This is a genomic window from Sphaerisporangium krabiense (genome assembly GCF_014200435.1).
GTDB classification, from domain to species: Bacteria; Actinomycetota; Actinomycetes; order Streptosporangiales; family Streptosporangiaceae; genus Sphaerisporangium; species Sphaerisporangium krabiense.
Window position 1 is genome coordinate 565,956 of record NZ_JACHBR010000001.1, and the last position, 25,163, is coordinate 591,118.

Annotated in this window: 22 protein-coding genes; 5 read left to right on the plus strand and 17 right to left on the minus strand. The window is 72.5% G+C overall.

Annotation, left to right across the window (positions count from 1 at the left end; genetic code table 11):
* Nucleotides 1–76: 76 nt before the first annotated feature.
* From BJ981_RS02325 to BJ981_RS38975, 6 genes are all read right to left on the minus strand, one after another.
* Nucleotides 77–1,228 carry an LLM class flavin-dependent oxidoreductase gene (locus BJ981_RS02325; RefSeq protein ID WP_184608081.1) on the minus strand — a complete coding sequence of 384 codons (1,152 nt, stop codon included), beginning with the start codon at nucleotides 1,226–1,228 and terminating at the stop codon, nucleotides 77–79.
* Nucleotides 1,229–1,276: 48 nt separating this feature from the next.
* Nucleotides 1,277–2,476: an SfnB family sulfur acquisition oxidoreductase gene (locus BJ981_RS02330; RefSeq protein ID WP_239139119.1), complete on the minus strand. Its 1,200-nt coding sequence runs from the start codon at nucleotides 2,474–2,476 to the stop codon at nucleotides 1,277–1,279.
* 76 nt (nucleotides 2,477–2,552) lie between these two features.
* Nucleotides 2,553–3,107: an NADPH-dependent FMN reductase gene (ssuE, locus tag BJ981_RS02335; protein WP_184608082.1), complete on the minus strand. Its 555-nt coding sequence runs from the start codon at nucleotides 3,105–3,107 to the stop codon at nucleotides 2,553–2,555.
* Between the two features lie 124 nt (nucleotides 3,108–3,231).
* Nucleotides 3,232–4,449 carry an acyl-CoA dehydrogenase family protein gene (locus BJ981_RS02340; RefSeq protein ID WP_184608083.1) on the minus strand — a complete coding sequence of 406 codons (1,218 nt, stop codon included), beginning with the start codon at nucleotides 4,447–4,449 and terminating at the stop codon, nucleotides 3,232–3,234.
* A 47-nt stretch (nucleotides 4,450–4,496) separates the two neighbouring features.
* The gene (sfnG, locus tag BJ981_RS02345) at nucleotides 4,497–5,627 is read right to left on the minus strand and encodes a dimethylsulfone monooxygenase SfnG (RefSeq protein ID WP_184608084.1); all 1,131 of its coding nucleotides are present in this window, start codon (nucleotides 5,625–5,627) and stop codon (nucleotides 4,497–4,499) included.
* A gap of 137 nt (nucleotides 5,628–5,764) precedes the next feature.
* Nucleotides 5,765–5,884, minus strand: coding sequence for a putative leader peptide (locus BJ981_RS38975; RefSeq protein ID WP_311745289.1), 120 nt, complete (start codon nucleotides 5,882–5,884; stop codon nucleotides 5,765–5,767).
* A 189-nt stretch (nucleotides 5,885–6,073) separates the two neighbouring features.
* Between BJ981_RS38975 and BJ981_RS02350 the strand changes: the two genes are divergently transcribed.
* The 3 genes from BJ981_RS02350 to BJ981_RS02360 all read left to right on the plus strand — a co-directional run bounded on the left by BJ981_RS02350 (nucleotide 6,074) and on the right by BJ981_RS02360 (nucleotide 9,588).
* A complete protein-coding gene (locus BJ981_RS02350) occupies nucleotides 6,074–7,000 on the plus strand; it encodes a LysR family transcriptional regulator (protein WP_184608085.1) in 927 nt (308 codons plus the stop codon).
* A gap of 53 nt (nucleotides 7,001–7,053) precedes the next feature.
* Nucleotides 7,054–7,857: a purine-nucleoside phosphorylase gene (locus BJ981_RS02355; RefSeq protein WP_184608086.1), complete on the plus strand. Its 804-nt coding sequence runs from the start codon at nucleotides 7,054–7,056 to the stop codon at nucleotides 7,855–7,857.
* A gap of 81 nt (nucleotides 7,858–7,938) precedes the next feature.
* Complete coding sequence (locus BJ981_RS02360) at nucleotides 7,939–9,588, plus strand: phospho-sugar mutase (protein WP_184608087.1); 1,650 nt, start codon at nucleotides 7,939–7,941, stop codon at nucleotides 9,586–9,588.
* 55 nt (nucleotides 9,589–9,643) lie between these two features.
* Here BJ981_RS02360 and BJ981_RS02365 read toward each other — a convergent pair whose 3' ends face one another.
* The 5 genes from BJ981_RS02365 to BJ981_RS02385 form a co-directional block, all read right to left on the minus strand.
* Nucleotides 9,644–10,264: a PH domain-containing protein gene (locus BJ981_RS02365; RefSeq protein WP_184608088.1), complete on the minus strand. Its 621-nt coding sequence runs from the start codon at nucleotides 10,262–10,264 to the stop codon at nucleotides 9,644–9,646.
* A 76-nt stretch (nucleotides 10,265–10,340) separates the two neighbouring features.
* Nucleotides 10,341–11,420, minus strand: coding sequence for an adenosine deaminase (locus BJ981_RS02370; protein ID WP_184608089.1), 1,080 nt, complete (start codon nucleotides 11,418–11,420; stop codon nucleotides 10,341–10,343).
* 92 nt (nucleotides 11,421–11,512) lie between these two features.
* Nucleotides 11,513–11,866 (minus strand): cupin domain-containing protein, encoded by a 354-nt coding sequence (locus BJ981_RS02375; protein ID WP_184608090.1) that lies wholly within the window; start codon nucleotides 11,864–11,866, stop codon nucleotides 11,513–11,515.
* Nucleotides 11,867–11,907: 41 nt separating this feature from the next.
* Nucleotides 11,908–12,564, minus strand: coding sequence for an AMIN-like domain-containing (lipo)protein (locus tag BJ981_RS02380; protein ID WP_184608091.1), 657 nt, complete (start codon nucleotides 12,562–12,564; stop codon nucleotides 11,908–11,910).
* A 331-nt stretch (nucleotides 12,565–12,895) separates the two neighbouring features.
* Entirely contained in the window at nucleotides 12,896–14,368 is a 1,473-nt protein-coding gene (locus BJ981_RS02385; RefSeq protein ID WP_184608092.1) for an MFS transporter, read from the minus strand.
* 59 nt (nucleotides 14,369–14,427) lie between these two features.
* On the opposite strand from BJ981_RS02385, the gene BJ981_RS02390 reads away from it, so the two are divergent.
* Nucleotides 14,428–14,817: a MarR family transcriptional regulator gene (locus BJ981_RS02390; protein WP_184608093.1), complete on the plus strand. Its 390-nt coding sequence runs from the start codon at nucleotides 14,428–14,430 to the stop codon at nucleotides 14,815–14,817.
* 97 nt (nucleotides 14,818–14,914) lie between these two features.
* Here the strand turns inward: BJ981_RS02390 and BJ981_RS02395 are convergent, their stop codons facing one another.
* The gene (locus tag BJ981_RS02395) at nucleotides 14,915–15,346 is read right to left on the minus strand and encodes a PPOX class F420-dependent oxidoreductase (protein ID WP_184608094.1); all 432 of its coding nucleotides are present in this window, start codon (nucleotides 15,344–15,346) and stop codon (nucleotides 14,915–14,917) included.
* Between the two features lie 97 nt (nucleotides 15,347–15,443).
* Nucleotides 15,444–18,920: a DNA-directed RNA polymerase subunit beta gene (gene rpoB, locus BJ981_RS02400; protein WP_184608095.1), complete on the minus strand. Its 3,477-nt coding sequence runs from the start codon at nucleotides 18,918–18,920 to the stop codon at nucleotides 15,444–15,446.
* A gap of 391 nt (nucleotides 18,921–19,311) precedes the next feature.
* Between rpoB and BJ981_RS02405 the strand changes: the two genes are divergently transcribed.
* Entirely contained in the window at nucleotides 19,312–20,664 is a 1,353-nt protein-coding gene (locus BJ981_RS02405; RefSeq protein ID WP_239139708.1) for an FAD-binding oxidoreductase, read from the plus strand.
* Between the two features lie 85 nt (nucleotides 20,665–20,749).
* On the opposite strand, the gene BJ981_RS02410 is transcribed toward BJ981_RS02405, so the two are convergent.
* The 4 genes from BJ981_RS02410 to BJ981_RS02425 form a co-directional block, all read right to left on the minus strand.
* A complete protein-coding gene (locus BJ981_RS02410; protein ID WP_184608096.1) occupies nucleotides 20,750–21,478 on the minus strand; it encodes an AfsR/SARP family transcriptional regulator in 729 nt (242 codons plus the stop codon).
* A 364-nt stretch (nucleotides 21,479–21,842) separates the two neighbouring features.
* Nucleotides 21,843–23,039, minus strand: coding sequence for an MFS transporter (locus BJ981_RS02415; RefSeq protein WP_184608097.1), 1,197 nt, complete (start codon nucleotides 23,037–23,039; stop codon nucleotides 21,843–21,845).
* 99 nt (nucleotides 23,040–23,138) lie between these two features.
* Entirely contained in the window at nucleotides 23,139–23,765 is a 627-nt protein-coding gene (locus BJ981_RS02420) for an NADPH-dependent F420 reductase (RefSeq protein WP_184608098.1), read from the minus strand.
* Nucleotides 23,762–25,156 (minus strand): FAD-binding oxidoreductase, encoded by a 1,395-nt coding sequence (locus BJ981_RS02425; protein WP_239139707.1) that lies wholly within the window; start codon nucleotides 25,154–25,156, stop codon nucleotides 23,762–23,764. Before BJ981_RS02425 ends, BJ981_RS02420 begins: the two co-directional genes overlap by 4 nt.
* Nucleotides 25,157–25,163 lie beyond the last annotated feature (7 nt).

The window sequence follows — 25,163 nt, forward strand, 5'->3', positions numbered from 1 at the left end:
TATGGCAGCCCACCGCAGTGTCCCCGGCGCCGTGAGCGGGCCCCGGCATGGGGTACGCGCCGCGTGCCGGACACGCTCACCGGGTGGCGCCGGTGGCGAAGGGGACTTCGAGGGGGGTGTCGGCGGGGGTCGTGGGGTGGGTCCAGTGGCCGGAGGCCGCCAGCAGGGGGAGAACGCCTTCGCCGAACCAGTACGCCTCCTCGACGTGGGGGTGGCCGGAGAGGATGAACTCGTCGATGCCGAGGCGGTGGTATTCGAGGACGCGTTCGGCCACCTCGGCGTGGCTGCCGACCAGGGCCGTGCCCGCGCCGCCGCGGACCAGGCCGATGCCGGCCCACAGGTTGGGTGAGACCTCCAGGTCGGTGGTGGCGCCGCCGTGCAGGGCGAGCATGCGGCGCTGCCCCTCGGACTCGCTGCGGGCCAGCCCGGCCTGGACGGCGCGGACGGCCTCCGGGGAGAAGCCGTCCAGCAGGCGCCGCGCCTCGGCCCACGCCTCGGCCGCGGTGTCCCGGGTGATGACGTGCAGCCGGATGCCGAAGCGCGGCGTGCGCCCGGCCGCGGCGGCGAGCCCGCGCATCCAGTCCAGCTTCTTCTCCACGGCGGCGGGCGGCTCGCCCCAGGTCAGGTAGACGTCGCTGTGCCGGGCGGCGACCTCGCCCGCGGCCGGGGACGAGCCGCCGAAGTAGATCGGCGGGACCGGGTCGGGCAGGCGGGCGAGCCGGGCCTCCTCGACCTGGATGTGCTCGCCCTTCGCGGTCACCGTCTCCCCGCGCCACAGGGCACGGACGATGGACAGGAACTCTCCGGTGCGCGCGTAGCGGGCGTCCTTGTCGAGCCAGTCGCCGTACGCGCGCTGCTCGTGGCTCTCGCCGCCGGTGACCACGTTCAGCAGGAGCCGTCCGGGGGCGTACCGCTGGAAGGTGGCGGCCATCTGGGCGGCCAGGGTCGGGGAGACGACGCCGGGGCGGAACGCGACGAGGAACCTGAGCCGCTCGGTCTCCCGGGCGATCATGGCGGTGGTGAGCCAGGCGTCCTCGCACCAGGACCCGGTGGGGGTCAGCGCGCCCTCGAAGCCGAGCTGCTCGGCGGCGCGGGCGATCTGGGTGAGGTAGCCGAGCGTCGCGGGCCGCTGCCCGCCCGCCGCCCCGGCCGGAAGCCCGTGGCCGCCTCCGACGACATGACGGCTGTCCCCGTAGGTGGGGAGGAACCAGTGGAAGACCAGACTCATGGAGATCTCCTGGAGGAAGAGGGCGGCGGACGGGGCGCGTACCGGAGGTCAGAGGAGGCCGTGGCGGGGCGGGAGCGTGCCGTTGAGGACGTAGCGGCCGATGTGCTGCACCTTCCACCGCACGGGGTCGTGCAAGGTGTGGGTGCGGGCGTCGCGCCAGTGGCGGTGCAGATTGAGGCCGTCCAGGGCCGAGCGCGTGCCGCCCACCTCGAACAGCGCGTCCGCCGTCTCCACGGCGGCGACCGAGGTCTGCGCCTTCGCGGCGGCGACGGCGATCGACGCCTCGGCCGCGGTCGCGTCGGTGAGATCGGCGGTGGCGTCGTCGATCGCGCGGGCCGCCGCGGCGAGCAGGGCGTCGCCCGCGCGCACCTTCAGCGCGAGCTCGCCGAAGCGCTGGATGAGCAGCGGCTCCTGCGCCGCGGTGTCCAGGCCGCTCTCGAACCACGGCCGGCTCTTGGTGCGGACGAACGCGACGGCCTCCTCCAGCGCGGCCGCGGCGATGCCCGCGTCGATGGCGGCGTGCAGCAGTTGCGCCACCGCGCCGTGCACCTGGGGCCCCTGGAAGGTCAGGTGGTGCGGGACGACGCGGTCGGCGGGCACGGCGACGTCCTCCAGGCGGACGGTGCCGCTGGCGGTCGTGCGCTGCCCCATGCCGTCCCAGTCGTCCACGACGGTCAGGCCGGGGGCGTCGCGCGGGACGTAGGCGACGTGCAGCGCGTCGTCCTCGGCGCGGGCCAGGACGGGGATCCAGTGGGCGAACAGCGCGCCGGTCGAGTAGTGCTTGAGGCCGTTGAGCAGGTAGCCGCCGGCCGCCGGGGTGAGCCGGGTGCGGATGTCCTGGACGTGCCTGGTGCCCGCCTCGGACTGCGCGTTGCCGAAGCGGCGCCCGTCCAGCACCTCGCGGAAGAAGAACCGCCGCTGCTCGGGGGTGCCCTGGCGGCGCAGCACGTTGACGTAGACGAAGTGGCTCTGCGGGATCTGCGCCAGGCTCGCGTCACCCGCGGCGAGCAGGCGCATGACCTCGGCGAGGACGCGCGCGGGGACGTCGGCTCCCCCGTGCGCGGCGGGGACCGTGACGCCGAGCAGCCCGCTGGCCGACAGGCGGTCCACCTCGGCGTGGGGCAGCTTACGCTGCGCGTCCCGTTCCGAGGCGCCGGCGCGGAACGCGGCGGACAGCTCGCGGGCGACGGCCAGGGCCTCGGCCTCGCCGGTGATCACGTGGGCGGCCCTCGGGGTCGGCACGGGCACGGTATGCCTCCTGGGGTACGGGTCTGGACGGGCCGGGCGTGGAGCGGGGCGCGCTCGCCGGGCGGGCTCGGGAAGGTCAGCAGACCGGCGCGGCCAGCGCGGAGCGGCCGAGCGCGGCGGAGAACCCGTCGAGGACGTTGTCGAGGGCGAGCTGGGTGTCCGGCTCGACCACGACGCCGCCGCCCTCCAGGACGGTGACGTGCCGGTCCAGCACGAACCAGCCCTGCACGACGTGCGACGCGCCCATGGACGACAGGACGGGCCGCAGCGCGTAGTCGATGGCGAGCACGTGCGCGGTCGTGCCGCCGGTGGCCAGCGGGAGCACGGTCTTGCCCGCGAGCGCGTACTGCGGCAGCAGGTCCAGCAGGCATTTGAGCAGCCCGGAGTACGCCGCCTTGTACACGGGCGTCCCGATCACCAGGCCGTCGGCCCGGTCGATGAGCCTGCGGACCTCGGCGAGCGCCGGATGGTCGAAGTCGGCGCCGAGCAGCGCCTGCGGGGGCAGCAGGCGGACGTCCAGAGGGATCACCTGATGGTCTCGCGCGGCCAGCCCGGCGTCGAGGTGACGCAACAGACGGGCCGTGCGCGAGACCGGGGACGGGCTTCCCGAGACGGAGAGGACGGTGGCCATGGAGGATCACCTCGGTGACGAGCGGAACGGCGGGTGAGACGGCGGGGGGCGAGGTGGTGCGCCGGACCGGCACGCCGTGCGCGCGGCGTGCCGGTCCGGCGTGCGGACGATCAGGAGGCGGTGGTCAGGAGTACCAGGTCGGCTCGGGAAGGTCGCCGGTGAGGACGTACCGGCCTACCTCGCGGCGCTTGTAGGCGACGGGGTCGTGCAGGGTGTGGGTGCGGACGTTGCGCCAGAACCGGTCGAGGCCCTGGCCGGTGGCGGTGGCCCGCGCCCCGGTGACCTCGAAGATCCGGCTGGTGACCTCCAGGGCCACCTCGGTGCTGATCGCCTTGGCGGCGGCGACCCTGACCTCGAACCTGCCGCGGTCGGCCGGGGTGACCGCGTCGGGGTCGTCGTGCAGCGGCTGCCCTTCCTCCGCCACCCGGTCGGCCAGGGCCTCGGCGGCCCACAGCTTGGCCGTGAGGTCGCCGTAGGCGTCGATGACGTACGGCTCGTCGGTGGCCTTCTCGTACCCGCCGTGCAGCCAGGCGCGCGAGCGGGTGCGCGTGTAGGCGGCGGCGGTCTCCAGGGCGCCGGCGGCGATGCCGAGGTAGAAGTTGACGAAGACGAGCTGGATGATCGGCACGTTGAGCGTGTTGTAGACGCGGGGCCGGAACTCCTTGTCCACGTACCCGGCCGCGCCGGCCCACGGCGTGCGCACCCCGTCGAGGGTGACGCTGCCGCTCTCGGTGAGCCGCTGGCCGATGTTGTCCCAGTCGTCGTTGAAGGTCAGGCCGGGGCTGTCGGAGGGGACGATGGCGAAGACGTGCTTGTCGGTGCCGTCGAGCACGCCTTCCAGGACGGTGACGTCGGAGACCTTGCTGCCGGTGGAGAAGGACTTGTGCCCGCTGAACACCAGCGTGTCGCCCTCGTCGCGGACGACCACGTCGTCGTCGCGGGGGTTGACCGCGCCGCCGAAGAACCACCGGTCGCGCGCGGCCGCGGCCTCGACCTGCTCCCACTGCTCGCGGGTGCCGACGAGGCGGGCGGCCCAGTTCCACAGGTAGTGGTAGCCGAGCAACTGGCCGATCGAGCCGTCGGCCTTGGCGACCTCGCGGACCACCTTGTAGGCGGTGGGCCACTTCTGGCCGCCTCCGCCGTGCTCGGCGGGCCCGAGCAGGGTGACCAGGCCGGAGTCCTTGAGCAGGCGGATCTCCTCGTGCGGGGTGGCTCCGGCGCGGTCGCGGGCCGCGGCGTCCACGGCGAGGACGGCGGCCACCTCGGTCGCGCGCTTGATCCAGCCCTCGGGGTCGGTGGGGCCGGGGAGGGTCTTCCAGTCCGCGGGTGCGGCGATGCTCATGCGCGTCTCCTCGGATGTGAGGGGGTGTGAGGGAAAGGGATGGTGTGTCACACGCGCGCCGGCGCGGAGGCGCTTGTCTCCTCGGGAAGCCGTGACTCCAGTTCGCGGACCAGCGGGAGGATCCGCGTGCCGAACTGCTCGACCTCCTCCAGGTAGTGCAGGAAGCCGAGCAGGAACAGGTCGACCCCGAGGCGCTTGTAGGCGACGATCCGCTCGGCGATCTGCTCGGGGGTGCCGATGAGGCCGGTGCGGAAGCCGTCGTTGTACTGGACCAGGTCGTCGAAGGTGGAGTCCTGCCACATGCCCTTGCCGTCGGCCGTGGACCGCCCCGCCTGCCGGACGGCGGCGCCGAAGCCGTGCACGGCCTCGGTGTCGGCCTTGGCCACGATCTCGCGCAGCACCTCGCGGGCCTCCGCCTCGGTGTCCCTGGCGATCAGGAAGGCGTTCAGCCCGAACCGGACGCGGCGGCCGGACGCCGCGGCGGAGGCGCCCACGTCGCGGAGCTGCTCGGTGACGCCGTCGAAGTCCTTGCCGTTGCTGAAGTACCAGTCGGAGACCCGGCCGGCCATGGCGCGGGCGGCGGTGGAGTTGCCGCCCTGGAAGATCTCCGGGTGCGGACGGCCCGGGACGGCGAGCGGCTTGGGCTTGAGCGAGAAGTCGCGGACGCGGTAGAAGTCGCCGGCCAGCTCGGCGTGGTCCTCGGTCCAGATGGCGCGCAGCGCGCGGATGAACTCCTCCGAGCGCCGGTAGCGCTCGTCGTGCTCCAGCCAGGGCTCGCCGAGCGCGGTGAACTCGGCCTTGAACCAGCCGCTGACGACGTTCACCGCGAAGCGCCCGCCCGACAGGTGGTCGGCGGTGGCGCCGAGTTTGGCCAGCACGCCGGGGTGCCACAGCCCGGGGTGGACGGCGGCGATGACCTTGAGCCGCTGCGTGGCGAGCAGCAGCGCCAGGCTGAAGCTGGTCGACTCGTGCTGGTACTCGGCGCCGTAGCTGGCCATGTAGCGGACCTGGCTGAGCGCGTAGTCGAATCCGCTGTTCTCGGCGAGGACGGCCAGCTCGCGGTTGTAGTCGTACCCCCAGTCGGTGCGCTGCTCGATCGTGCTCGTGACCAGGCCACCGCTGACGTTCGGGACCCAGTAGGCGAAGCGCAGGGGCTCTGCGGCCGGCTGGACGGACATGGTTGACTCCCGGGCTGGTGAAGGAGGCATGAGGACGCGTGACGGGCATGCGCGGTGAGACGGCCGGGCGCGGCCGGGCCGCCGGCTCACGGGGTGTGCGCGGCACCGGCGGCGGGCGCGGCCGGGGGCGGGTGAGGTCAGGCCGAGGCGGTGCGGCGCGGCGTTCCGTGCCGGGCGCGGGGACGACAGAGGGCGCTGGAGACGCGGACGAGGTCGACGTGGCGGCGGCAGGTGAGCTGTCGGGGACCCTTCTTCATCGCGCCATCTCCTCGCGGCACATCGGTCGGTCCGGGCCGGCCCGCCTCGCGCGGGGGCTCGGGCTTCCCTGTCGATCTATTTGCCACTTTACCGGTAGGATAGCTTGGTAGTCGATTAGGTATCCGCGAATCGGTGATAGGGCGACCCTTGCACCGGGCCGCGGGCGATCGGCTGAGAGAGGCGGGCCCGTGCGCATCGAGCAGCTTGAGTACATCGCCGCCGTCACCCGCCTCGGGTCGCTGCGCCGCGCGGCCGAGGCGCTCCACCTGTCACAGCCGGCGCTGAGCGAGACCGTGCGCAACCTGGAGCGCGAGCTCGGCGTGGACATCCTGGACCGCAGGAGGTCCGGCGCGAAGATCAGCGACGAGGGCCGCGAGCTGCTGCCGCACATCATCGGCGTGCTGGACGCCGTCGACCGGCTGCGCCGCGCGGCCGGCGAGCAGCACCACAGCAGCCGCATGGTCCGCCTCGGCACGGTGAACGCGGCCACCGTCCCGCTGCTCGTGCCGGTCGTCCGCGAGTTCCGCGCCACGCATCCGCGCACGCAGGTGGAGGTCGTCCAGGCGCAGCAGGCCGACATCCACCGGGGCCTGCTGGAGGGCGGCCTGGACCTGGGACTGGTCAACTACCTGGCGGGCGACGACCTGCCGCCCGGCTTCCACACGACCGAGCTGCTGCGCGGCCGCCCGGTTGCGTGCGTGCGGGCCGGCAGCCCCCTGGCGGCGCTGCCCGCGCTCACCCCGGACGACCTGCTGACCGAGCCGCTGATCGCCATGCGGTCCGGGTACGTCATGCACCGGTACCTCCACCGCCTGCTGGAGGGCCGCCACCCGGCGTTCTCCTACTCCATGGACGGGGCCGAGATGGGCAAGCTGATGGTCGCGGAAGGGCTCGGCGTCACGGTCCTGCCGGACTTCAGCGTCCTGGACGACCCGCTGGAGCGGTGCGGGGCGATCACCTCCCGTCCCATCGAGGGGGACGACACCGAGGTGCTGCTGGTGCTCCAGCGGCCCCTGGCCGGGTCGGCGCCGCGCGCCGCCCGCGACCTGCACGCGATCTTCGTGGCCACCGCCGCCGCGCAGGCCTCCCGTACCGCGCGCACGGCCGCCCCCTGACCGCGCGCGGGTCCCGTGCGGATCGGCGCGATCGCCCGGTAGCCTCGGTGAACGTGAGCAATGACGCGTATGCCCTCGCCGCGGAGGCCGCGGTCGCGCTGAAGGAACTGACCGGGGTCGACTCCTTCGACGTGGCCCTCGTCATGGGGTCGGGCTGGGTCCCGGCCGCCGACGCGATCGGGACGACGATCTCCGAGCACCGGGTGACCGAGCTGCCCGGTTTCAGCGCGCCGTCCGTGGCCGGCCATTCCGGGGTGATCCGCGCCGTGGACACCGAGTCCGGGCGCAAGGCCCTCATCTTCCTCGGCCGCACCCACCTGTACGAGGGCAGGGGCGTGGACCCGGTCGTGCACGGGGTGCGGACCGCCATCGCCGCCGGGGTGGAGACCGTCGTGCTCACCAACGCCGCCGGAGGTCTGCGGCCGGAGGTCCAGAACGTCGGCGACCCGGTGCTGATCAGCGACCACATCAACCTCACCGGCGCCAACCCGATCACCGGGGCGACGTTCGTGGACCTGACCGAGGTCTACTCGCGGCGGCTGCGCGAGCTGGCCCGCGAGGCCGATCCGTCGCTGGCGGAGGGGGTTTACGTCGCGTTCCGCGGCCCGACGTACGAGACCCCGGCCGAGATCCGCATGCTGCGCGCGCTGGGCGGCGACCTGGTCGGCATGTCCACCGTCCTGGAGGCCATCGCGGCGCGGGAGGGCGGGGCCGAGGTGCTCGGCGTCTCGCTGGTGACCAACCCCGCCGCCGGGCTGGCCGGGACGCCGCTCGACCACCAGGACGTGCTGGCGGTGGGCCGGGCGACCGCGGCCCGCATGGGCGTGCTGCTCGGCAAGGTCGTCGGCAAGCTCTGACGCCCTGCCGGACGACGGGGCGTGCCGCGCCTCGGGGCGACCTGTTGCGACATTTGCACATTCATGCGATTAAGGGCGGCGATGACAGATCTCGTGCGGCGGGCCGAGGAGTGGCTGGCGCAGGACCCGGACCCCGAGACGCGCGAGGAGCTGCGCCGCGTCCTCGACGACGGCGACACCGCGGCGCTTCAGGACCGTTTCGGGGCCAAGCTGGAGTTCGGCACCGCCGGGCTGCGCGGCGAGCTCGGCGCCGGGCCCAACCGCATGAACCGCGTGACCGTGATGCGCGCCGCCGCCGGGCTGGCCGCGCGGCTCGGTCCCGGCCGGCACGTCGTCATCGGCCACGACGCCCGGCACAACTCCGACGTCTTCGCCCGTGACTCGGCCGCGGTGCTCACCGGGGCCGGGCTGCGGGTCTCGCTGATGGACGACCACCAGCCGACCCCCGTGCTCGCCTTCGCCGTGCGGCACCTCGGCGCCGACGCCGGGATCATGGTCACCGCCTCGCACAACCCGCCCCGGGACAACGGCTACAAGGTCTACTGGGGCGACGGCTCGCAGATCGTCCCGCCGCTGGACGAGGAGATCTCGGCCGCCATCGACGCGGTCGGCCCGGTCGGCGCGCTGCCGCTCGGCGGCGCGTGGGAGACGCTGAGCGACGCGGCGATCACCGAACCGTACCTGGCCGCCGTCACCGCGCTGCCGCTGGGCGAGGCGCGTGACCTGAGGGTCGCCTACACGCCCATGCACGGCGTGGGCGGCGAGCTGCTGCTGCGCGCGTTCGCCGCCGCCGGGTTCGCGGCCCCGTCCGTCGTCGAGGCCCAGTTCACGCCGGACCCGGACTTCCCCACGGTCGCCTTCCCCAACCCGGAGGAACCCGGCGCGATGGACCTGGCGCTGGAGCTCGCCGCCAAGACCGGGGCCGACCTGGTCATCGCCAACGACCCCGACGCCGACCGCTGCGCCGTGGGCGTGCCGCTGCCCGGCGGCGGGTACCGCATGCTGACCGGTGACGAGGTGGGCGGCCTGCTGGGCGAGTACGTCATCACCCGCACCTCCGGCCCGGGACGGCTGGTCGCCGCGTCCATCGTGTCGTCGTCCCTGCTCGGGAAGATCGCCGAGGCGCACGGGGTGCGGCACGCCGAGACGCTCACCGGCTTCAAGTGGATCGTCAAGGCCGGGGACGGGCTGGTCTACGGGTACGAGGAGGCGCTCGGGTACACGGTCGGCGGCGACGGGGGGCTGCCGGTGCGGGACAAGGACGGCGTCGGGGCCGCACTCATGATCGCCGCGCTGGCGGCCGGGGCGCGGCGCGACGGGCTGACGCTGCTCGACCTGCTGGACCGGCAGGCGCGGGCGTACGGGCTGCACGCGACCGCGCAGCTCTCGGTGCGCGTGGACGATCTGTCGCTCATCGCCGGCGCCATGGCGCGGCTGCGCTCCGCCCCGCCCGCGAAACTCGGCGACCACGTGGTGGTGTCCGCCGAGGACCTCGCCGCGGGCGTCGACGGCCTGCCCCCGACGGACGGCCTGCGCTACCGCCTGTCCGGCGGCGCGCGCGTGGTGATCCGCCCCTCGGGCACCGAGCCCAAGCTGAAGTGCTACCTGGAGGTGGTCCTGCCCGCCGGGAACGCCGGGGCCCCCGGGGGCGCGGTGGCCGACGCCCGCGCCCGCGCGGAGGACGCCCTGTCCTCGCTGCGCGCGGCGGTCGCGGCGACCCTGGCGCTCTGACCGGCCCCGCGGCCAACGCCGCGTGCCGGTGCCCCACCCGGCGCGAGCGAGCCGGTCAGGTGACGATGAGGGCGGCGATGACGAAGACGAAGGCGGCGGCGAGCGCGGACAGGGCCGACGGGGACCAGGACATGGTCAGCGGACGGCGTTCGCCGGGGTCGCGGGACTTCTTCTCTGCCGTCTCGGTGAGCTGCTGGGCCACCCAGTCGGCGTGGGTGCGGCCCGCCATCGCCGTGAGCGCGGCCTGCTCGGCCTTGGAGACCTGCGGCTGACTCGTCGGGTAGCGCCCCTGCTTGGCGGGGGTGGCGACCGTCCCGCGCCGCACGGCCTTGGCCCGCTCGCGCGCCGACGCCTGCGGCGTCCAGCAGCGGACGCTGGTGTCGCCGGACTCGATGGTGATCGCGTGCGAGACCTGGACGCCGTCCACGGCCTTCCACGGCACGAAGACGTTGCGCAGCGGGTTGCGCACGAGGACGCCGTCCTCGCGGGGGACGATGGCCGGGCGCAGGCAGCCGACGAAGACGGCCGCGGTGAGCACCGCGAGGACCGCGCCCGCCACCATGGCCGACGGGATGCGGCCGTTGAGGATCAGGTCGACGCCGTTGAACGCGGCGAAGGCCATCCACACCCAGCCGAGAACCCAGGCCGTCTTGGAACGGAAAATCTGGGGCTTCACCGCTCGCTCACCGTCACCCTTCCGCTTCGCCGTGCGGTCACCACGGTAACGCCTGCGAAGCGATGCTCAGGCCCGCTCACGCCTGCCATTTGAGCTGCGCGAAGCCGGGCTTGATGACACCGTTGATCAGCGCGAGACGCTCGTCGAACGGGATGAAGGCGGACTTCATGGCGTTGACCGTGAACCACTGCAGGTCATCCCACCCGTACCCGAAGGTCTCGACCAGCCGGGCGAACTCCCGGGACACGCTGGTGTCGCTCATCAGCCGGTTGTCGGTGTTGACGGTGACGCGGAAATAGAGCCGGCGCAGCAGGCCGATCGGGTGCTCGGCGAGCGAGGTGGCCGCGCCGGTCTGCAGGTTGGACGTCGGGCACATCTCCAGCGGGATGCGCTTGTCGCGGACGTAGGCGGCCAGCCGGCCGAGCTTGGCCGTGCCGTCCTCGGCGACCTGGATGTCGTCGATGATGCGCACGCCGTGGCCGAGCCGGTCGGCGCCGCACCACTGGATGGCCTGCCAGATCGACGGCAGGCCGAAACCCTCGCCGGCGTGGATGGTGAAGTGCGCGTTCTCGCGCTGGAGGTACTCGAAGGCGTCCAGGTGGCGGGTGGGAGGGTAGCCCGCCTCTGCGCCGGCGATGTCGAAGCCGACCACGCCCACGTCGCGGTACCGGACGGCCAGTTCGGCGATCTCCATGGACCTGGCCTGGTGGCGCATCGCGGTGAGCAGCGCGCCGACGCGGATGCCCCGGCCCTCCGAGCCCTGCCGGAACCCTTCGAGCACGGCCTCGACGACCTGGTCCAGGCTGAGCCCGCCGGAGGTGTGCAGCTCGGGGGCGTACCGCACCTCGGCGTAGACGACGCCGTCGTCCGCCAGGTCCTCGGCGCACTCGGCGGCGACGCGCACGAGGGCGGCGCGGGTCTGCATCACGCCGACGGTGTGGGCGAAGGTCTCCAGGTAGCGCTCCAGCGACCCGGAGTCGGACGCCTCGCGGAACCACGCGCGCAGTTCCTCGACGTCGCCGGTCGGGAGGCCGTCGTAGCCGGTCTCACGCGCGAGGTCGATGACGGTCTCCGGCCGGACGCCGCCGTCGAGGTGGTCGTGGAGCAGGACCTTGGGCGCCTTGCGGATCTCGTCGAGCGTGGGCTGGTGGGTCATCGCAACATCCTAAGCAGTGCCCCCCGGCAGTGCCCCCCACGGCGGCCGCGGACGGCGCGCGGCGTCGCCCCCGCCGTGGCGGACGGGGCGGGTCACGCCTCGCGGCCCGCCGTCTCGGGCGAGAAGGCGGGCAGGCACACCGCGATGTACTCGGCGCCGTCCGGCCCGGCCGAGTAGCGGATCTTCTCGCCCGGGTGGCTGACGAACGCCTCGCCCGCGCCGACCTCGGTCACGCCGTCCTCGTGCTCGACGACGACCATGCCGCGCAGCACGAGGGTGTACTCGGCGAACTCCGGGGTCTGGGCGGGTTCCTCCCAGCCGGCGGGGGCCACCATGCGGGCGATGGACACCTCGGCGTCGCCGCTGTTGACGCGGCCGACGTACTCGTCGATGACCTTGCCGCCGGGCACCGGGACGCGGGTCGCCCCCGCTATTTTGCGCACCACGCGGCCAGTCTAGACCGCGCCCGCGGCCGGTCGCCGCCGCGCTAGTGGGCGACGTCGATGACCAGGCGGTACGGCGCGGCCTGTTCGTCGACCCGGAAGGCCGCGCGGTGGCGCAGCACCAGGCCGATGGTGACGGCGCCCTCGAAGTCGCCGGTCCGCACGACGCTCTGGAGGTTCGGCAGCCCGGCGCGCAGGATCCGCTCCCACGTCGGCTTGCCGTCCTCGGTGTGCGCGCCGGCGGGGCTGAGGGAGACCTGGAGGTAGGCGCCGCCCTTGACGGGGACGGGGTCGCCCGAGCCGTCCTGCAGCAGTTGGGCGACCCAGCGGACGCGGTAGCCGGTGGGGGCGCCCCGCAGGTCGATGACCGCCCGGTCGTACCCCTCGTGGCCGGCGAAGCGGACGCCCGTGACCAGGGGCGGGCTCGCGGGGCTGCGCTTGACCTGGACGGGCTCGCCGCGGGTGGGCGGCGGCTGGTCGGGCGTGGCGGCCGTGTGGCTGCGCGACGGGGTGACCGGCGCCTCAGAAGGGGTCGCGGCGGGGGTCGCGGCGGGGGTCACCGGGGCGCCGGACCCGGAGGTGGAAGGGGTGACGGAGACGGTCGCGGTGACCGTGGCGCCGGGGGGCGGGCCGGCGTTGTTCCCGCACGCCGCGAGGAGCGCGAGCGGGGCGATGGCGATGGCGGCGGCGGTCCTTCTCATGGCCTCGACCTCCTGGGATCGTCGGTCCGTGGGAACGGTCCCGCCGTGTGCGGCCGGGCCCGGACTCCACCGGTGCCGCGACCGCGGGCGGTCCCGTGCGCTGGTCCCCGGGGCGCGGCCGGTTTCCGCTACGTGATTTCTTTGATGCCGAGAATGCCTCAGGCGTTCGGCGGGAAACGTCAGATCCCGAAAATGTGTCCGATGTGCCCGGTAACAAGGGTGGAGCCCCCGGCGCGCGCGGCGCCGGGGGCTCGTCGGTGGCCCCGTGCGGGGCCGGTCGGTGCGGTGACCGTGGTCGGTGCGGTCGGTGCGGTCGGTGCGGTCGGTGCGGTCAGATGGTCTCCAGCACCTTGGCGTCCTCGGCCGCGGAGGCGGTCTCCTTCGCGTCCGGCGTCCGGGTGCGGATCAGGCCGGTGAGGGCGATGCCGAGCCCGGCGAGGGCGATGACGGCGCAGACGACGAAGGATGACCGGACGGCCGTCATGGTGACCGCGCCCCCGTCGGCGGTCGCCACGGCGGTCACGATGGCCAGCACGAGCGCGCCGCCGACCTGGCCCGAGGTGTTGAGCAGCCCGGAGGCCAGCCCCTGCTCGTCGTCCGGCACCCCGGCCGTCGCCTGGATGTTCAGGGACGGGAAGGTGAGCGCGAAGGCGATGCCCAGCAGGACCATGCCGGGGATGACCATCGTGGCGAGGCTCGGGTGGTCGCCGGCGCGCAGGAACACGACGTACCCTCCGGCCAGCGCCAGCGAGCCGATGGCGATCAGCCGGGCGGTGCCGAACCGGTCGGCGAGGTCGCCCATCTTGGTGGAGGTGACGGCGACGAGGAGCCCCGCGGGGAGGAACGCCAGCGCGGTCTGCAGGGCGGACCAGCCGAGCAGGTTCTGGAAGTACTGCATCGCGACGAACTGGAAGCCGACGTAGGACCCGAAGAGGATCACGAGCCCCAGGTTGGCGCGGACGAGCGGGCCGGACCTGAGGATGCCGAACCTGACCAGCGGGTGCTTGACGCGCAGTTCGGCGGCGATGAAGAGGGCGAGCAGGACCACGGCGCCCACGACGCCGCCGAGCGTGCGGGCCGAGGTCCATCCGGCCTCGGGCGCCTGGACGACGGTGAACACGAACAGCAGCATCGAGCCGGTGATGGTGGCCGCGCCGATGAGGTCGTAGCCGCCGGTGGCGCGCTCCTCCCCCGAGTGCCGGGGCAGCAGCTTGAGGCCCGCCACGAGCGCGATGATCGCGACCGGCACCGGCATGAGGAACGTCCAGCGCCAGCCGAGCTCGGTGAGGAAGCCGGACAGCACGAGGCCGAGCGAGAACCCGCTCGCCCCGCAGGCGGTGAAGATGCTCAGCGCCCGGTTGCGCGCCGGCCCTTCGTGGAAGGTGGTGGTGATGATGGACAGCGCGGCCGGCGCGGTGAACGCGGCGCTGATGCCCTTGACGAACCGGGCGGCGATCAGCAGGGCGCCGTCGTCGACGATGCCGCCGAGCAGCGAGGCCACGGCGAAGACGACGAGCGCGATGAGGAACACGCGGCGGCGTCCGAGCAGGTCGGCGGTGCGCCCGCCGAGGAGCAGCAGCCCGCCGTACCCCAGGACGTAGCCGCTGACCACCCATTGCAGGGACGAAGTGCTGAGGCCGAGGTCGGCCTGGATCGACGGAAGGGCCACTCCGACCATAGAGACATCGAGGGCGTCGAGGAAGACGACGGCGCACAGCACGGTCAGCGCCCCCCAGAGGCGCGCATCCCATCGTTGGCTTGGTGAGGAGGGGATCATGGGGAACGACACTACATGCACACGCATTCAATGCACAAGCATTTAATTCGCGTGCATCTATTGTTCGTGCATGCTATAGTCCGGTCATGGAAGACACGGATGTCGTGAACTCCTGGCGCGAGCTGCTCGCCCGCCACGCGACGACGTGGTGCGCGCTGGAGCGTGAGCTGCACGACAGGCACGGACTCGGCGTCAGCGACTTCGAGGTCCTCGACCGGATGTCGGAGTCCGAGCACGGCAAGTACCGTGTCCAGGAACTGGCCGACGCGGTGCACCTCAGCCAGAGCGCGCTGTCACGCCTGATCTCCCGGCTAGAGCGAGCCGGGCTGGTGTGCCGCAACATGTGCCCCGACGACCGGCGCGGGGTCTTCGTCCAGATCACCGAGGACGGCCGCCGCCGCCACGCCGAGGCGCTCCCCACCCATCGCGCCGTCCTCAACCAGAACCTTCCCGCCCGGGACCCGGCCGCCCTCTGAGCCCTCCGGCTCCCCCACGGCGCCCGCCCCGCGCGGGCGGCGTCCGTACCCCTCACGCCACGCCGCCCACGGGTGCGAAACCTCTCCCCGGGCGCCGTCAGCGCAGCTTGCGGCCGTAGACGCGCTCCACCGTCATCGTCATGAGCACCCTGCGGTCGGACACCATCACCGACCGGTACTCCTCCCAGTCCGGGTGCTCCCCCGCGGCGCTGCGGTAGTAGCCCACCAGGGCCTCGACCTCGGGACCGTGCGGGTCGGTCCCCGGCCCGACCAGCGTCGCCGTCCCCTCGGCGGTGGCCCACGACCCGCCGTCCGGGCCGGTGACCTCCAGCGACACCCGGGGGTCCCTGCGCAGGTTCGCCGTCTTGGCGCGTCCTTCGGTCATCGAGACGTAGACGACGCCCGCCTCCCGGTCGTAGTACGGCGTGACCGGGGAGAGCTGGGGACGGCCGTCCTTCTTGATCGTGGCGAGCACGCCCAGCCTGCTCTCGGCGAGCAGCGCGTGCGGGTCGAATGCGGTGGCGGTCATGTCCACGGTCAACCCCCGCCGCGCCGCCGGCTATTCCGCGCGGCGCGCGGCCGAAGTCCGGCCGCGCTCCGCGCGGGGGCCGCGACGGGCCCGTCGCTCACACGTCGTCGATGGTCAGGGCGCCTTCGTTGGGACGGCGGGTGAGGTCGATGCCGAGCTCCTCCGCGGCGCGGAAGACGTCCTCGTCGGTGTCGCGCATCTCGATGGACATGCCGTCGCTGGAGAGCACCTCGACGTTGAGGCACAGCGACTGCATCTCCTTGATGAGCACCTTGAAGGACTCAGGGATACCCGGCTCGGGGATGTTCTCGCCCTTGACGATCGCCTCGTAGACCTTCACCCGGCCGACGACGTCGTCGGACTTGATGGTCAGCAGCTCCTGCAGGGCGTAGGCGGCGCCGTAGGCCTCCAGCGCCCACACCTCCATCTCACCGAAACGCTGGCCGCCGAACTGGGCCTTACCGCCCAGCGGCTGCTGAGTGATCATGGAGTACGGACCGGTCGACCGCGCGTGCAGCTTGTCGTCCACCAGGTGGTTGAGCTTGAGGATGTACATGTACCCGACCGCGATGGGGTGGTCGAACGGCTCGCCGGTACGGCCGTCGAACAGCCGCGCCTTGCCGTTGACGCCGACCATGCGCTCGCCGTCCCGGTTGGGGATGGTGTGGTCGAACAGGCCGATGATCTCCTGCTCCTCCGCGCCGTCGAAGACGGGGGTGGCCACGTTGGTACGCGGCTCCACCTGACCGAACCCCTTGTCGCGCAACCGCTCGGCCCAGGCCTCCTGGATCCCCGAGATGTCCCAGCCCCGCGCGGCGATCCACCCCAGATGGGTCTCCAGCACCTGACCCACGTTCATCCGGCCCGGCACACCCAGCGGGTTGAGGATGATGTCCACCGGCGTGCCGTCCTCCAGGAACGGCATGTCCTCCACCGGCAGGATCTTGGAGATCACACCCTTGTTGCCGTGCCGGCCCGCCAGCTTGTCCCCATCGGTGATCTTCCGCTTCTGCGCCACGTACACCCGCACAAGCTCGTTCACCCCCGGCGGCAACTCGTCGCCGTCCTCACGGGAGAACACCCGCACCCCGATGACCTTGCCCATCTCACCGTGCGGCACCTTCAGCGAGGTGTCACGCACCTCACGCGCCTTCTCCCCGAAGATCGCCCGCAGCAGCCGCTCCTCCGGCGTCAGCTCGGTCTCCCCCTTCGGAGTCACCTTGCCCACCAGGATGTCTCCCGGCGTCACCTCGGCGCCGATGCGGATGATCCCGCGCTCGTCGAGGTCGGCCAGGACCTCCTCCGAGACGTTGGGGATGTCGCGGGTGATCTCCTCGGGACCCAGCTTGGTGTCCCGGGCGTCGACCTCGTGCTCCTCGATGTGGATCGAGGACAGCACATCGTCCTGCACCAGACGCTGCGACAGGATGATCGCGTCCTCGTAGTTGTGCCCCTCCCACGGCATGAACGCCACCAGGAGGTTCTTACCGAGCGCCATCTCACCGTTGTCCGTGGAGGGACCGTCGGCGATGACCTGCCCGCGCTCGACCCTCGCCCCCTCGTCCACGATGGGCTTCTGGTTGAAGGACGTGCCCTGGTTGGAGTGCTTGAACTTGGCCAGGCGGTAGGTGATCCGGGTGGCGTCGTCGTTGTGCACGGTGACGTAGTCGGCGGAGACCTCCTCCACCACGCCCGCCTTCTCGGCGGTGATGACGTCACCCGAGTCGGTGGCGGCGCGGTACTCCATGCCCGTGCCGACCAGCGGCGACTCCGCCCGCAGCAACGGCACCGACTGGCGCTGCATGTTCGCGCCCATCAGCGCGCGGTTGGCGTCGTCGTGCTCCAGGAACGGGATCATCGCGGTGGCGACCGACACCATCTGGCGTGGCGACACGTCGATGTAGTCGACCTCGCCGGCGCGGACCAGTTCGGTCTCGCCGCCCTTGATGCGCACCAGGACGCGCGGCTCGGCGAACGTCCCGTCCGGGGCGAGCAGGGAGTTGGCCTGCGCGATGACGTGCCTGTCCTCCTCGTCGGCGGTCAGGTAGTCGACCTCGTCGGTCACGCGCCCCTCGACGACCTTGCGGTACGGCGTCTCGACGAACCCGAACGAGTTCACCCGGGCGTAACAGGCGAGGTAGCCGATGAGGCCGATGTTCGGGCCTTCCGGCGTCTCGATCGGGCACATGCGGCCGTAGTGGGACGGGTGCACGTCCCGGACCTCCACGCCGGCCCGTTCCCGGGACAGACCGCCGGGACCGAGGGCGGACAGACGCCGCCGGTTCGTCAGCCCGGCCAGCGGGTTGACCTGGTCCATGAACTGCGACATCTGGGAGGTGCCGAAGAACTCCTTCATCGACGCCACCACGGGGCGGATGTTGATCAGGCTCTGCGGCGTGATCGCCTCGACGTCCTGGGTGGTCATGCGCTCGCGCACCACCCGCTCCATGCGGGCCAGACCCAGGCGCACCTGGTTCTGGATCAGCTCGCCGACGGTTCGCACGCGGCGGTTGCCGAGGTGGTCGATGTCGTCGGTCTCGACGATCAGCGTTCCCCCGCCGCCCGGCATCTCGGCCTCGCCCGCGTGGAGGCGGACGATGTACTCGATCGCGGTGACGATGTCGTCGTCGGTGAGGGTGGCCTGCGTGATCTCGGCGTCCACGCCGAGCTTCTTGTTGATCTTGTACCGGCCGACCTTCGCCAGGTCGTAACGCTTGGGGTTGAAGTACAGGTTCTCCAGCAGCGTCTGCGCCGACTCCTTGGTCGGCGGCTCGCCCGGACGCAGCTTGCGGTAGATGTCCAGCAACGCGTCGTCCTGACCGGAGGTGTGATCCTTCTCCAGCGTCGCCCGCATCGACTCGTACTGACCGAACCGCTCGAGAATCTGATCGCTGGTCCAGCCCAGCGCCTTCAGCAGCACCGTCACGGCCTGCTTGCGCTTACGGTCCACGCGGACGCCGACGCTGTCGCGCTTGTCGATCTCGAATTCCAGCCACGCGCCCCTGGAGGGGATGACCCGGCAGCCGAAGAGGTCCTTGCCCGACACCTTGTCCACGGTGCGCTCAAAGTAGACGCCGGGCGAGCGGACGAGCTGGGAGACGACGACGCGCTCGGTGCCGTTGATGATGAAGGTGCCCTTGGGCGTCATGAGCGGGAAGTCGCCCATGAACACCGTCTGGCTCTTGATCTCACCGGTGGTGTTATTGATGAACTCCGCCGTGACGAACATCGGGGCGGAGAAGGTCATGTCCTTGTCTTTGCACTCATCGACCGAGTACTTGGGCGGCTCGAACCGGTGATCACGGAACGACAAGGACATCGTCCCGGAGAAGTCCTCGATCGGACTGATCTCCTCAAAGATCTCTTCGAGACCGGACTGGGCCGGAACGTCCTTGCGCCCGGCCTGGCGAGCCGCCTCCACCCGCGACCGCCATCTTTCGTTGCCCAGCAGCCAGTCGAACGACTCGGTCTGCAGGGCGAGAAGATCGGGAACTTCCAACGGCTCCTGAATGCGCGCGAAAGAAACGCGGCGGGGACCGGCGGGTACGGCGAAGGCGTTGCGCGAGGCTGCCAACAGATGTCCTTCCGAGGGCGCGGACCGGCTGCGCGTGCCGAAAACCTCGCGACGTGGGCAAGCATCGCGGGTCGTCAAAAAGGGCAGCGCGAGGAGTCAATATAGCCCGGAAGGCAAAAAGCCGTCAACACGTTACCATGAGAGTCAATCTCCTGGTCGCCATCAGGATGACAGACGACCAACGAACCGTCAAGCGCACCGGCCCCCGCGATCGTCCGCGCATCCGCCCGTCCAGACCGGCGAGAAGGCCGTCCCCGAGTGTAGACGGCCTGCCCGCGGCCCGGCGCCTAGTGAACTCCTAGTCGGTCCCAAACCATCCACAACCGCGCCGCGAGAGCCTGCGGAGTGAACGGCGCCGACGACGGCGCCCGCAACGAGCAGGAGATCAAGCGTGACATCCATCGGCACCGACCTTCGCCGCGCCGTACGCGGCCGGATCCTCGTGCCCGGCGACGACGCCTTCGAGACCGCCCGGCTGCCCTGGAACCGCGCGGTCGACCAGCGGGTCGCGGCGGTCGTGGAGATCGAGGACGCCGCCGACGCCGCGGCCGTCGTCCGGTACGCCGGGCAGGCGGGGCTCGGCGTCGCCGCGCAGGCGACCGGGCACGGCGCGACCTCGCGCCTGAACGGGACGATCCTGGTGCGCACCGGCCGGCTGCGCGGGATCGAGGTGGATCCGGAACGGCGGACCGCCCGCGTGGAGGCGGGCGCGCAGTGGGGCGACCTGCTGGCCGTGACCGCCAAGCACGGGCTGACCGGCCTTGCGGGCAGCTCTCCGGTCGTCGGCGTCACCGGCTACACCCTCGGCGGCGGGATGAGCTGGTTCGGCCGCCGCCACGGCCTGGCCGCCGACGCCGTGCGCGCCGTCGAGGTCGTCGACGCGGGCGGCGTCCCGGCGCGGGTGACGGCGGAGTCCGACCCGGACCTGTTCTGGGCGCTGCGCGGCGGAGGCGGCGACTTCGCGCTGGTGACGGCGATGGAGCTCGACCTGCAGCCGGCGCCCGCGCTGTACGGCGGGCGGGTGCTGTGGCCGGCCGGCCGCGCCCCCGAGGTCCTGGCCGCGTTCCGCGAGGTGACCGCCTCGGCTCCGGAGGAGCTGACGGTGTGGTTCACCATGCTCGCCTTTCCCCCGCTCCCCCAGGTCCCCGAGCCGCTCCGCGGCCTCACCGCCGTCGCGATCGACACGACGTTCCTCGGCGGGGAAGAGGAGGCGCGGGCCCTGCTCCAGCCCTTCGCGCGCATCCCGGGGGCGCTTCTGGACACCCGCGCGGCCATGGCCGTGGACACGCTCGGCGACATCTGCGCCGAGCCGACCGAGCCGATGCCCGGCACGCAGCGGGGCGAGCTGCTGACCGGCCTCGGCGAGGACGTGGCCGGCGCCCTGCTCGACGCGGTGGGCGCGGTCGCGCCGCTGGCCTCGGTGCAGGTCCGCCACCTGGGCGGCGCGATGAGCCGCCCGGCGCCCGGCTCCGGCGCGAGCGGCCACGTCGCGGAACCGTACCTGCTGGGCATGGTCGGGCCCGCCCCCACCCCGGAGTTCGCCGAGGCGGTCAAGCTGCGGCAGGCGGAGATCGCCCGCGCGCTGACGCCGCACACCACCGGCCGCAAGCCGTTCAACTACCTGGGCAAGGAGGAGACGGCCGCCTCCGCGTTCTCCCGCGACGTGCTGGAGCGGCTGCGCGGCGTCAAGCGCGACCGGGACCCGGCGGGGGTCTTCCGCGCGAGCCAGCCCGTGCTCCCCTAGCGCACCGGGCCGTCTCCGCCCGTGGCGGCGGGCTCCTGCGGTGAGCCGGTCGATCCCCGAGGGCGGCCGGGCTCGCCGAGAGGCGTCACATCCTCACGCCGGCCTTCAGCGGGGACCGGGACTCCTCCAGCAGCCGCGCGGCGCCCTCCCCGTTGAGAATGAGCCGTTGCACCTCGCGGAGGCTTTCCGCAGGTTCGATGCCGAGGTGCTGGGAGAAGCGCCGCCGGAGTTGCCGGTACACCTCCAGGGCGTCCGCCGAACGCCCCGATCCCTGCAACGCGATCATGAGCTGGGCGGCGCCGCTCTCCCGGTACGGGTTCTCCGCGACGAAGCTCGTCAGCTCTCCGGTGATCCGGCGGTGACGTCCCAGTTGTAACTCCACGTCGAAGTATTCCTCGGCCACCAGAAGGCGTTCCTCTTCCTCCTTGCGCGCGATGGACGTCAGCGGCCGGCTTTCCAGTCCTTCGCAGAGCGGACCGCGCCACAGGTCCAGCGCCGTTCTCATGAGGGCCGCCGCCGATTCGAGCGGACCCGTCTCAAGAGCCTTTCGCGCCCGCGCCATCGTGTGGCGGAAGGTGTGGAGATCGAGCGTGCCCTCGGCCACGTGGATCAGGTAACCGGAGGAATGGGTCTCGATGTGTCCCGGCAGCCGGTGCGCGCGCAGCAGGCGGCGGAGGCCGGAGGTGCAGATCCGTAGCTGGCTGCCGACCGAGGCGGGGGGCTCGTCGCCCCAGATGGCGTCGACGAGCCGCTCGCAGCTCACGACATGGTCGGCGCGCACCAGCAGCATCGCGAGCAGCACCTGCATGCGCATGCTTCTGACTTTTATACGGTTACCGGAATTCCATAATTCAAGGGGGCCGAGAACTCTGAACTGATGCTGGACATTCACCTGCGACAACTCCCCGGACGGCCGTGCGACAGATTCTGTTCCACATGTTCCGGTGGGATGGCATCGGTCCCGTAATTCGTCCTTCGCACACGGGTGAACGTCACACCCATAAGAAAACGGTGAGGAAACCCCGTAAGAAATTTTAATGACCGATGACGCCGGACACCCGATTCGAGAAATTAACGTAACCTATCCGAATGTGCATGTCAACGCGCATTGATTTAGGGCCGGTCTGGTTCCGCGACCGATTATGCCGACCGCCGATATCGGCCGCGGCCAATGGGGCTCACCCGGCCCGGGAGGCTTCGGCGGCGGGCTCGGTCACCGTCCTCGCGGCGGCCGGCCGCCTGGTGATCCGCAGGGACACGGCGAGCACGGCGAGTGCGGCCAGGCCGACCGCCAGCGCGGCGTAGCCCACTCCGTGCGCGCCCCCCAGCGTGAATCCCACGGCCCCCGCCACGCCTCCGGTGCTGATGCCGACATAGATCGTGCTCTGGTGGAGTCCGAGAACGAGCGGGGCGGACCCCGGCGCGGCGGCGGCGACCCGGATCTGCTGGGGAACGTTCACCATCCAGTGGAACACGCCCCAGACGACGGCGAGCGCCAGCGCGGCGAGGAAGGTCCCCGACAGCAGCGGGGCCGCCGTGGCGGCGACGACCAGCAGGGGCGCCGCGTACGTGATGGTCCTCGCGGGTCCGAGACGGTCGGTGAGGCGGCCGGTCAGAAGGTTTCCCGTCACCGCGCCGACGCCGAAGCTCAGCAGCACGAAGGACGTCTTCGCGGCGTCCCCGCCGGTCGCCTCCCGGGTGATCTGGTCGACGTAGGTGTAGACGGTCCAGCTCGTGCTCAGGCACAGCCAGGTCGCCATCAGGGTGATCAGCACCGCGGGCCGGGAGAGCGGCGCGAGCCGGGCCCGCAGCGAGGTCGCGGCCTGTCCCGCCAGCGGCGGAAGCGTGGTCGCGATGCCCGCCGCCGCGACCGCGGTGAGCGCGACGACGACCCAGAGGGTCGGCCGCCAGCCCACGTTCGCGCCGAGCCACGCCCCGAGGGGCAGGCCGAGCACGATCGCCGTGGTCAGGCCCCCGACCACGGTCGCGGTGGCGCGTCCGCTCCGTTCGGGGGGAGCCATCGCGCGGGCCACGGCGAGGGCGTTGGCCGTGTACATCGACGCCCCCGCCCCGGCGACGACGCGGCCGAGCATCCCCACCCAGTAGCCGGGCGCGACCGCGGTCAGCACGTTCCCGGCGGCGAACACGGTGAGGGCGGCCAGCAGCAGGGGGCGCGGCGACCGGTGACCGGTCAGGGCGGCCAGCAGCGGGCCGCACACGGCGTAGGCGAGGGCGAACCCGGTGATCAGCCACCCGGCGGTGGTACGGCTCACCGTGAAGTCCCTCGCCATCGGGTCGAGGATCGGAGCGATGACGAAGGTGTCGACACCCATGGCGAAGTTGCCGAGTGCCAGGATGAGCAGGCGAAGACGCATGATCGTCCTTTGTTCTGTCGCGGGTGGGCGGTCTGCCGGCCGGCGCGCGGCGCGCGCCGGCCGGTGGTGGGCCGGCGCGGTTCCCCGGCCGGCCCCGGGTCACCAGGTGGGCAGGAACTTCATGGCGGCCTGCGGGCGCAGGCCCAGCCGGGTGATGAGCTCGACGCAGAGCACCGCCATCTGCTCCAGGGCCCTGGCGTTGCGCAACCCCCCGGAGTCCAGCGCGCGCAGTCCGGTCCGGTCCACGATCTCGATGACCGTGGCCTTGGCGGCGTCGTCGTCCGCGGCGACGAACACGTCCGGCTGGGCGTCGTCGATGCTCCCCGCCAGCAGGGCCGCGGCGCAGAGGGTGTTGAACGCCTTGACCACCGAGGTCCGCGGAGCCGCCCGCGCGAGCCGTTCGGCGACGCTGAACGCGCCGTGCCGGTCCGGCCCGGCGGCGAAGCCGTCGAACGGGTTGGTGGTGTCCACCAGCACCAGGCCGGTCAGCCCGGAGCTGTGCGCGGTGACGAGGTCGAGGGCTTCGCGGTATCCGAGGGCGAGGGTGACGACGTCCGCGCGCAGCGCGGCCCGGACGTCGGTCACCATTTCGGCCCCCGTCTCCGCCGCGACCCGGATCGCGCGGTCGGCCCGCAGGTCCGTCAGGATGACCCGCTCTCCGGCGAGGACGTACCGGTGGGCGATCGCGCGGCCCATGGCCCCGGCTCCGATGACGCTGACCGTCATCGCGCCACCGCGCAGCGGACCGCCGGAGGGATGTTGTGGTTGAGGCGGAACACGTTGTCCGGGTCGTACGCGGCCTTGAGCCCGGCCAGCCGCTCGTAGGTCCCCGGCGCGTAGGCCGCGCGCACGTCGTCGGGGGTCGCCGAGGCGTCCAGGAAGTTGAGGTACCGGCCTCCGGTGGACCAGCGCCGCATCCGCTTCAGCAGCAGGTCGTCCGCGTGCCCGCGTCCGTCGCGTGGCCCGCCGGGCGCGACGGTGAACAGGCAGTACCGCGCCTCGCGGTTCCCCACGGCGTTGCCTCCCGCCGGCGCCCGCCCGAGCGCGCCGCCCAGATGCCGCAGTTCCACGAGCCCGAGGCTGCGGTCGGCTCCGGGGCCGGCGACCCCGAGCAGGACGCCGGCCGCGTCCTGGTCCAGGTCGCGCGTCATCATGGTGCGTTCGTGGTAGGAGTACGGCCGCACCGGGTCCGCGTGAATGGACGCGACGTCGGTGTAGGGCATCTCCGCGACGGTGTCCAGGACGCGCGGGGCGATGCCGCGTAACGGGGCGACCAGCGCCGCGCCGAGGTCCGCGGGGCCGGCGAAGGCGATCCGGACCTGCGTGAGGAAGCGACCGCGCAGCTCCGTCCTGATGCCGGGGTCGTCGGGCAGGCGCACGAGCGCGATCGAGGAGTTCATCTCCTCGGGAACCCCCGCCGTCCATTCCAGCCACCGCCCCAGCACCTCGGGCGCGGACGCGCCGGCGAAGGTCAGCGTCCCTCCGTACAGGCGGCTGACCGGCACCAGCCCGACCTCGATCGAGGTGACGACGCCGAAGTTCCCCTTCCCGCCGCGCAGGCCCCAGAAAAGGTCCGGCTCGCGCTCGGCGTCGACCTGGCGCGGGACGCCGTCGGCGGTCACGATGTCGACGGCGCGCACGTGGTCGGCGGCGTAGCCGAACGTGCGGGCCAGCACCCCGAGCCCGCCGCCCAGCGTGTAGGAGACGGCGCCGACGAGCGGGGACGAGCCGTTGAGCGGGGCCAGTCCGAACGCGGCGGCCTCGTGGATGACCTTCTCCCAGCGCACCCCGGCCTCGATGCGCGCGGTGCGCCGGTGCGGGTCGACGCGCAGGCCCGTCATCCGGCGGGTGGAGACCAGCACGGCGTCGTCGAGCGGCGCGGCGGCCCCGTGCCCGGTCGCCTGGACCGCCACCGGCAGCCCGTGCGCGGTGGCGAAGCGCACGGCGGCCACCACGTCCCTGGTGCCGGTCACGCCGACGATCAGCCGCGGGCGGTGGTCGAGCAGGGTGTTGAACCCCTGCCGCTCGACGTCGTAGCCGTCCCGTCCGGGGAGGAACACCGGCCCGCGGACCTCCGCGGCGAGCGACGCCGGGTCGAGCGAACGAGCGGAAGCCACGCTCCGG

Excerpts from the sequence above, each read along its gene's own strand:
- BJ981_RS02325 (WP_184608081.1), bottom strand. The coding sequence starts at position 1,228 with ATGAGTCTGGTCTTCCACTGGTTCCTCCCCACCTACGGGGACAGCCGT.
- ssuE (WP_184608082.1), bottom strand. The coding sequence starts at position 3,107 with ATGGCCACCGTCCTCTCCGTCTCGGGAAGCCCGTCCCCGGTCTCGCGC.
- BJ981_RS02340 (WP_184608083.1), bottom strand. The coding sequence starts at position 4,449 with ATGAGCATCGCCGCACCCGCGGACTGGAAGACCCTCCCCGGCCCCACC.
- sfnG (WP_184608084.1), bottom strand. The coding sequence starts at position 5,627 with ATGTCCGTCCAGCCGGCCGCAGAGCCCCTGCGCTTCGCCTACTGGGTC.
- BJ981_RS38975 (WP_311745289.1), bottom strand. The coding sequence starts at position 5,884 with ATGAAGAAGGGTCCCCGACAGCTCACCTGCCGCCGCCACGTCGACCTC.
- BJ981_RS02360 (WP_184608087.1), top strand. The coding sequence starts at position 7,939 with ATGACAGATCTCGTGCGGCGGGCCGAGGAGTGGCTGGCGCAGGACCCG.
- BJ981_RS02370 (WP_184608089.1), bottom strand. The coding sequence starts at position 11,420 with ATGACCCACCAGCCCACGCTCGACGAGATCCGCAAGGCGCCCAAGGTC.
- BJ981_RS02380 (WP_184608091.1), bottom strand. The coding sequence starts at position 12,564 with ATGAGAAGGACCGCCGCCGCCATCGCCATCGCCCCGCTCGCGCTCCTC.
- BJ981_RS02385 (WP_184608092.1), bottom strand. The coding sequence starts at position 14,368 with ATGCGTGTGCATGTAGTGTCGTTCCCCATGATCCCCTCCTCACCAAGC.
- BJ981_RS02390 (WP_184608093.1), top strand. The coding sequence starts at position 14,428 with ATGGAAGACACGGATGTCGTGAACTCCTGGCGCGAGCTGCTCGCCCGC.
- BJ981_RS02395 (WP_184608094.1), bottom strand. The coding sequence starts at position 15,346 with ATGACCGCCACCGCATTCGACCCGCACGCGCTGCTCGCCGAGAGCAGG.
- BJ981_RS02410 (WP_184608096.1), bottom strand. The coding sequence starts at position 21,478 with ATGCGCATGCAGGTGCTGCTCGCGATGCTGCTGGTGCGCGCCGACCAT.
- BJ981_RS02415 (WP_184608097.1), bottom strand. The coding sequence starts at position 23,039 with ATGCGTCTTCGCCTGCTCATCCTGGCACTCGGCAACTTCGCCATGGGT.
- BJ981_RS02420 (WP_184608098.1), bottom strand. The coding sequence starts at position 23,765 with ATGACGGTCAGCGTCATCGGAGCCGGGGCCATGGGCCGCGCGATCGCC.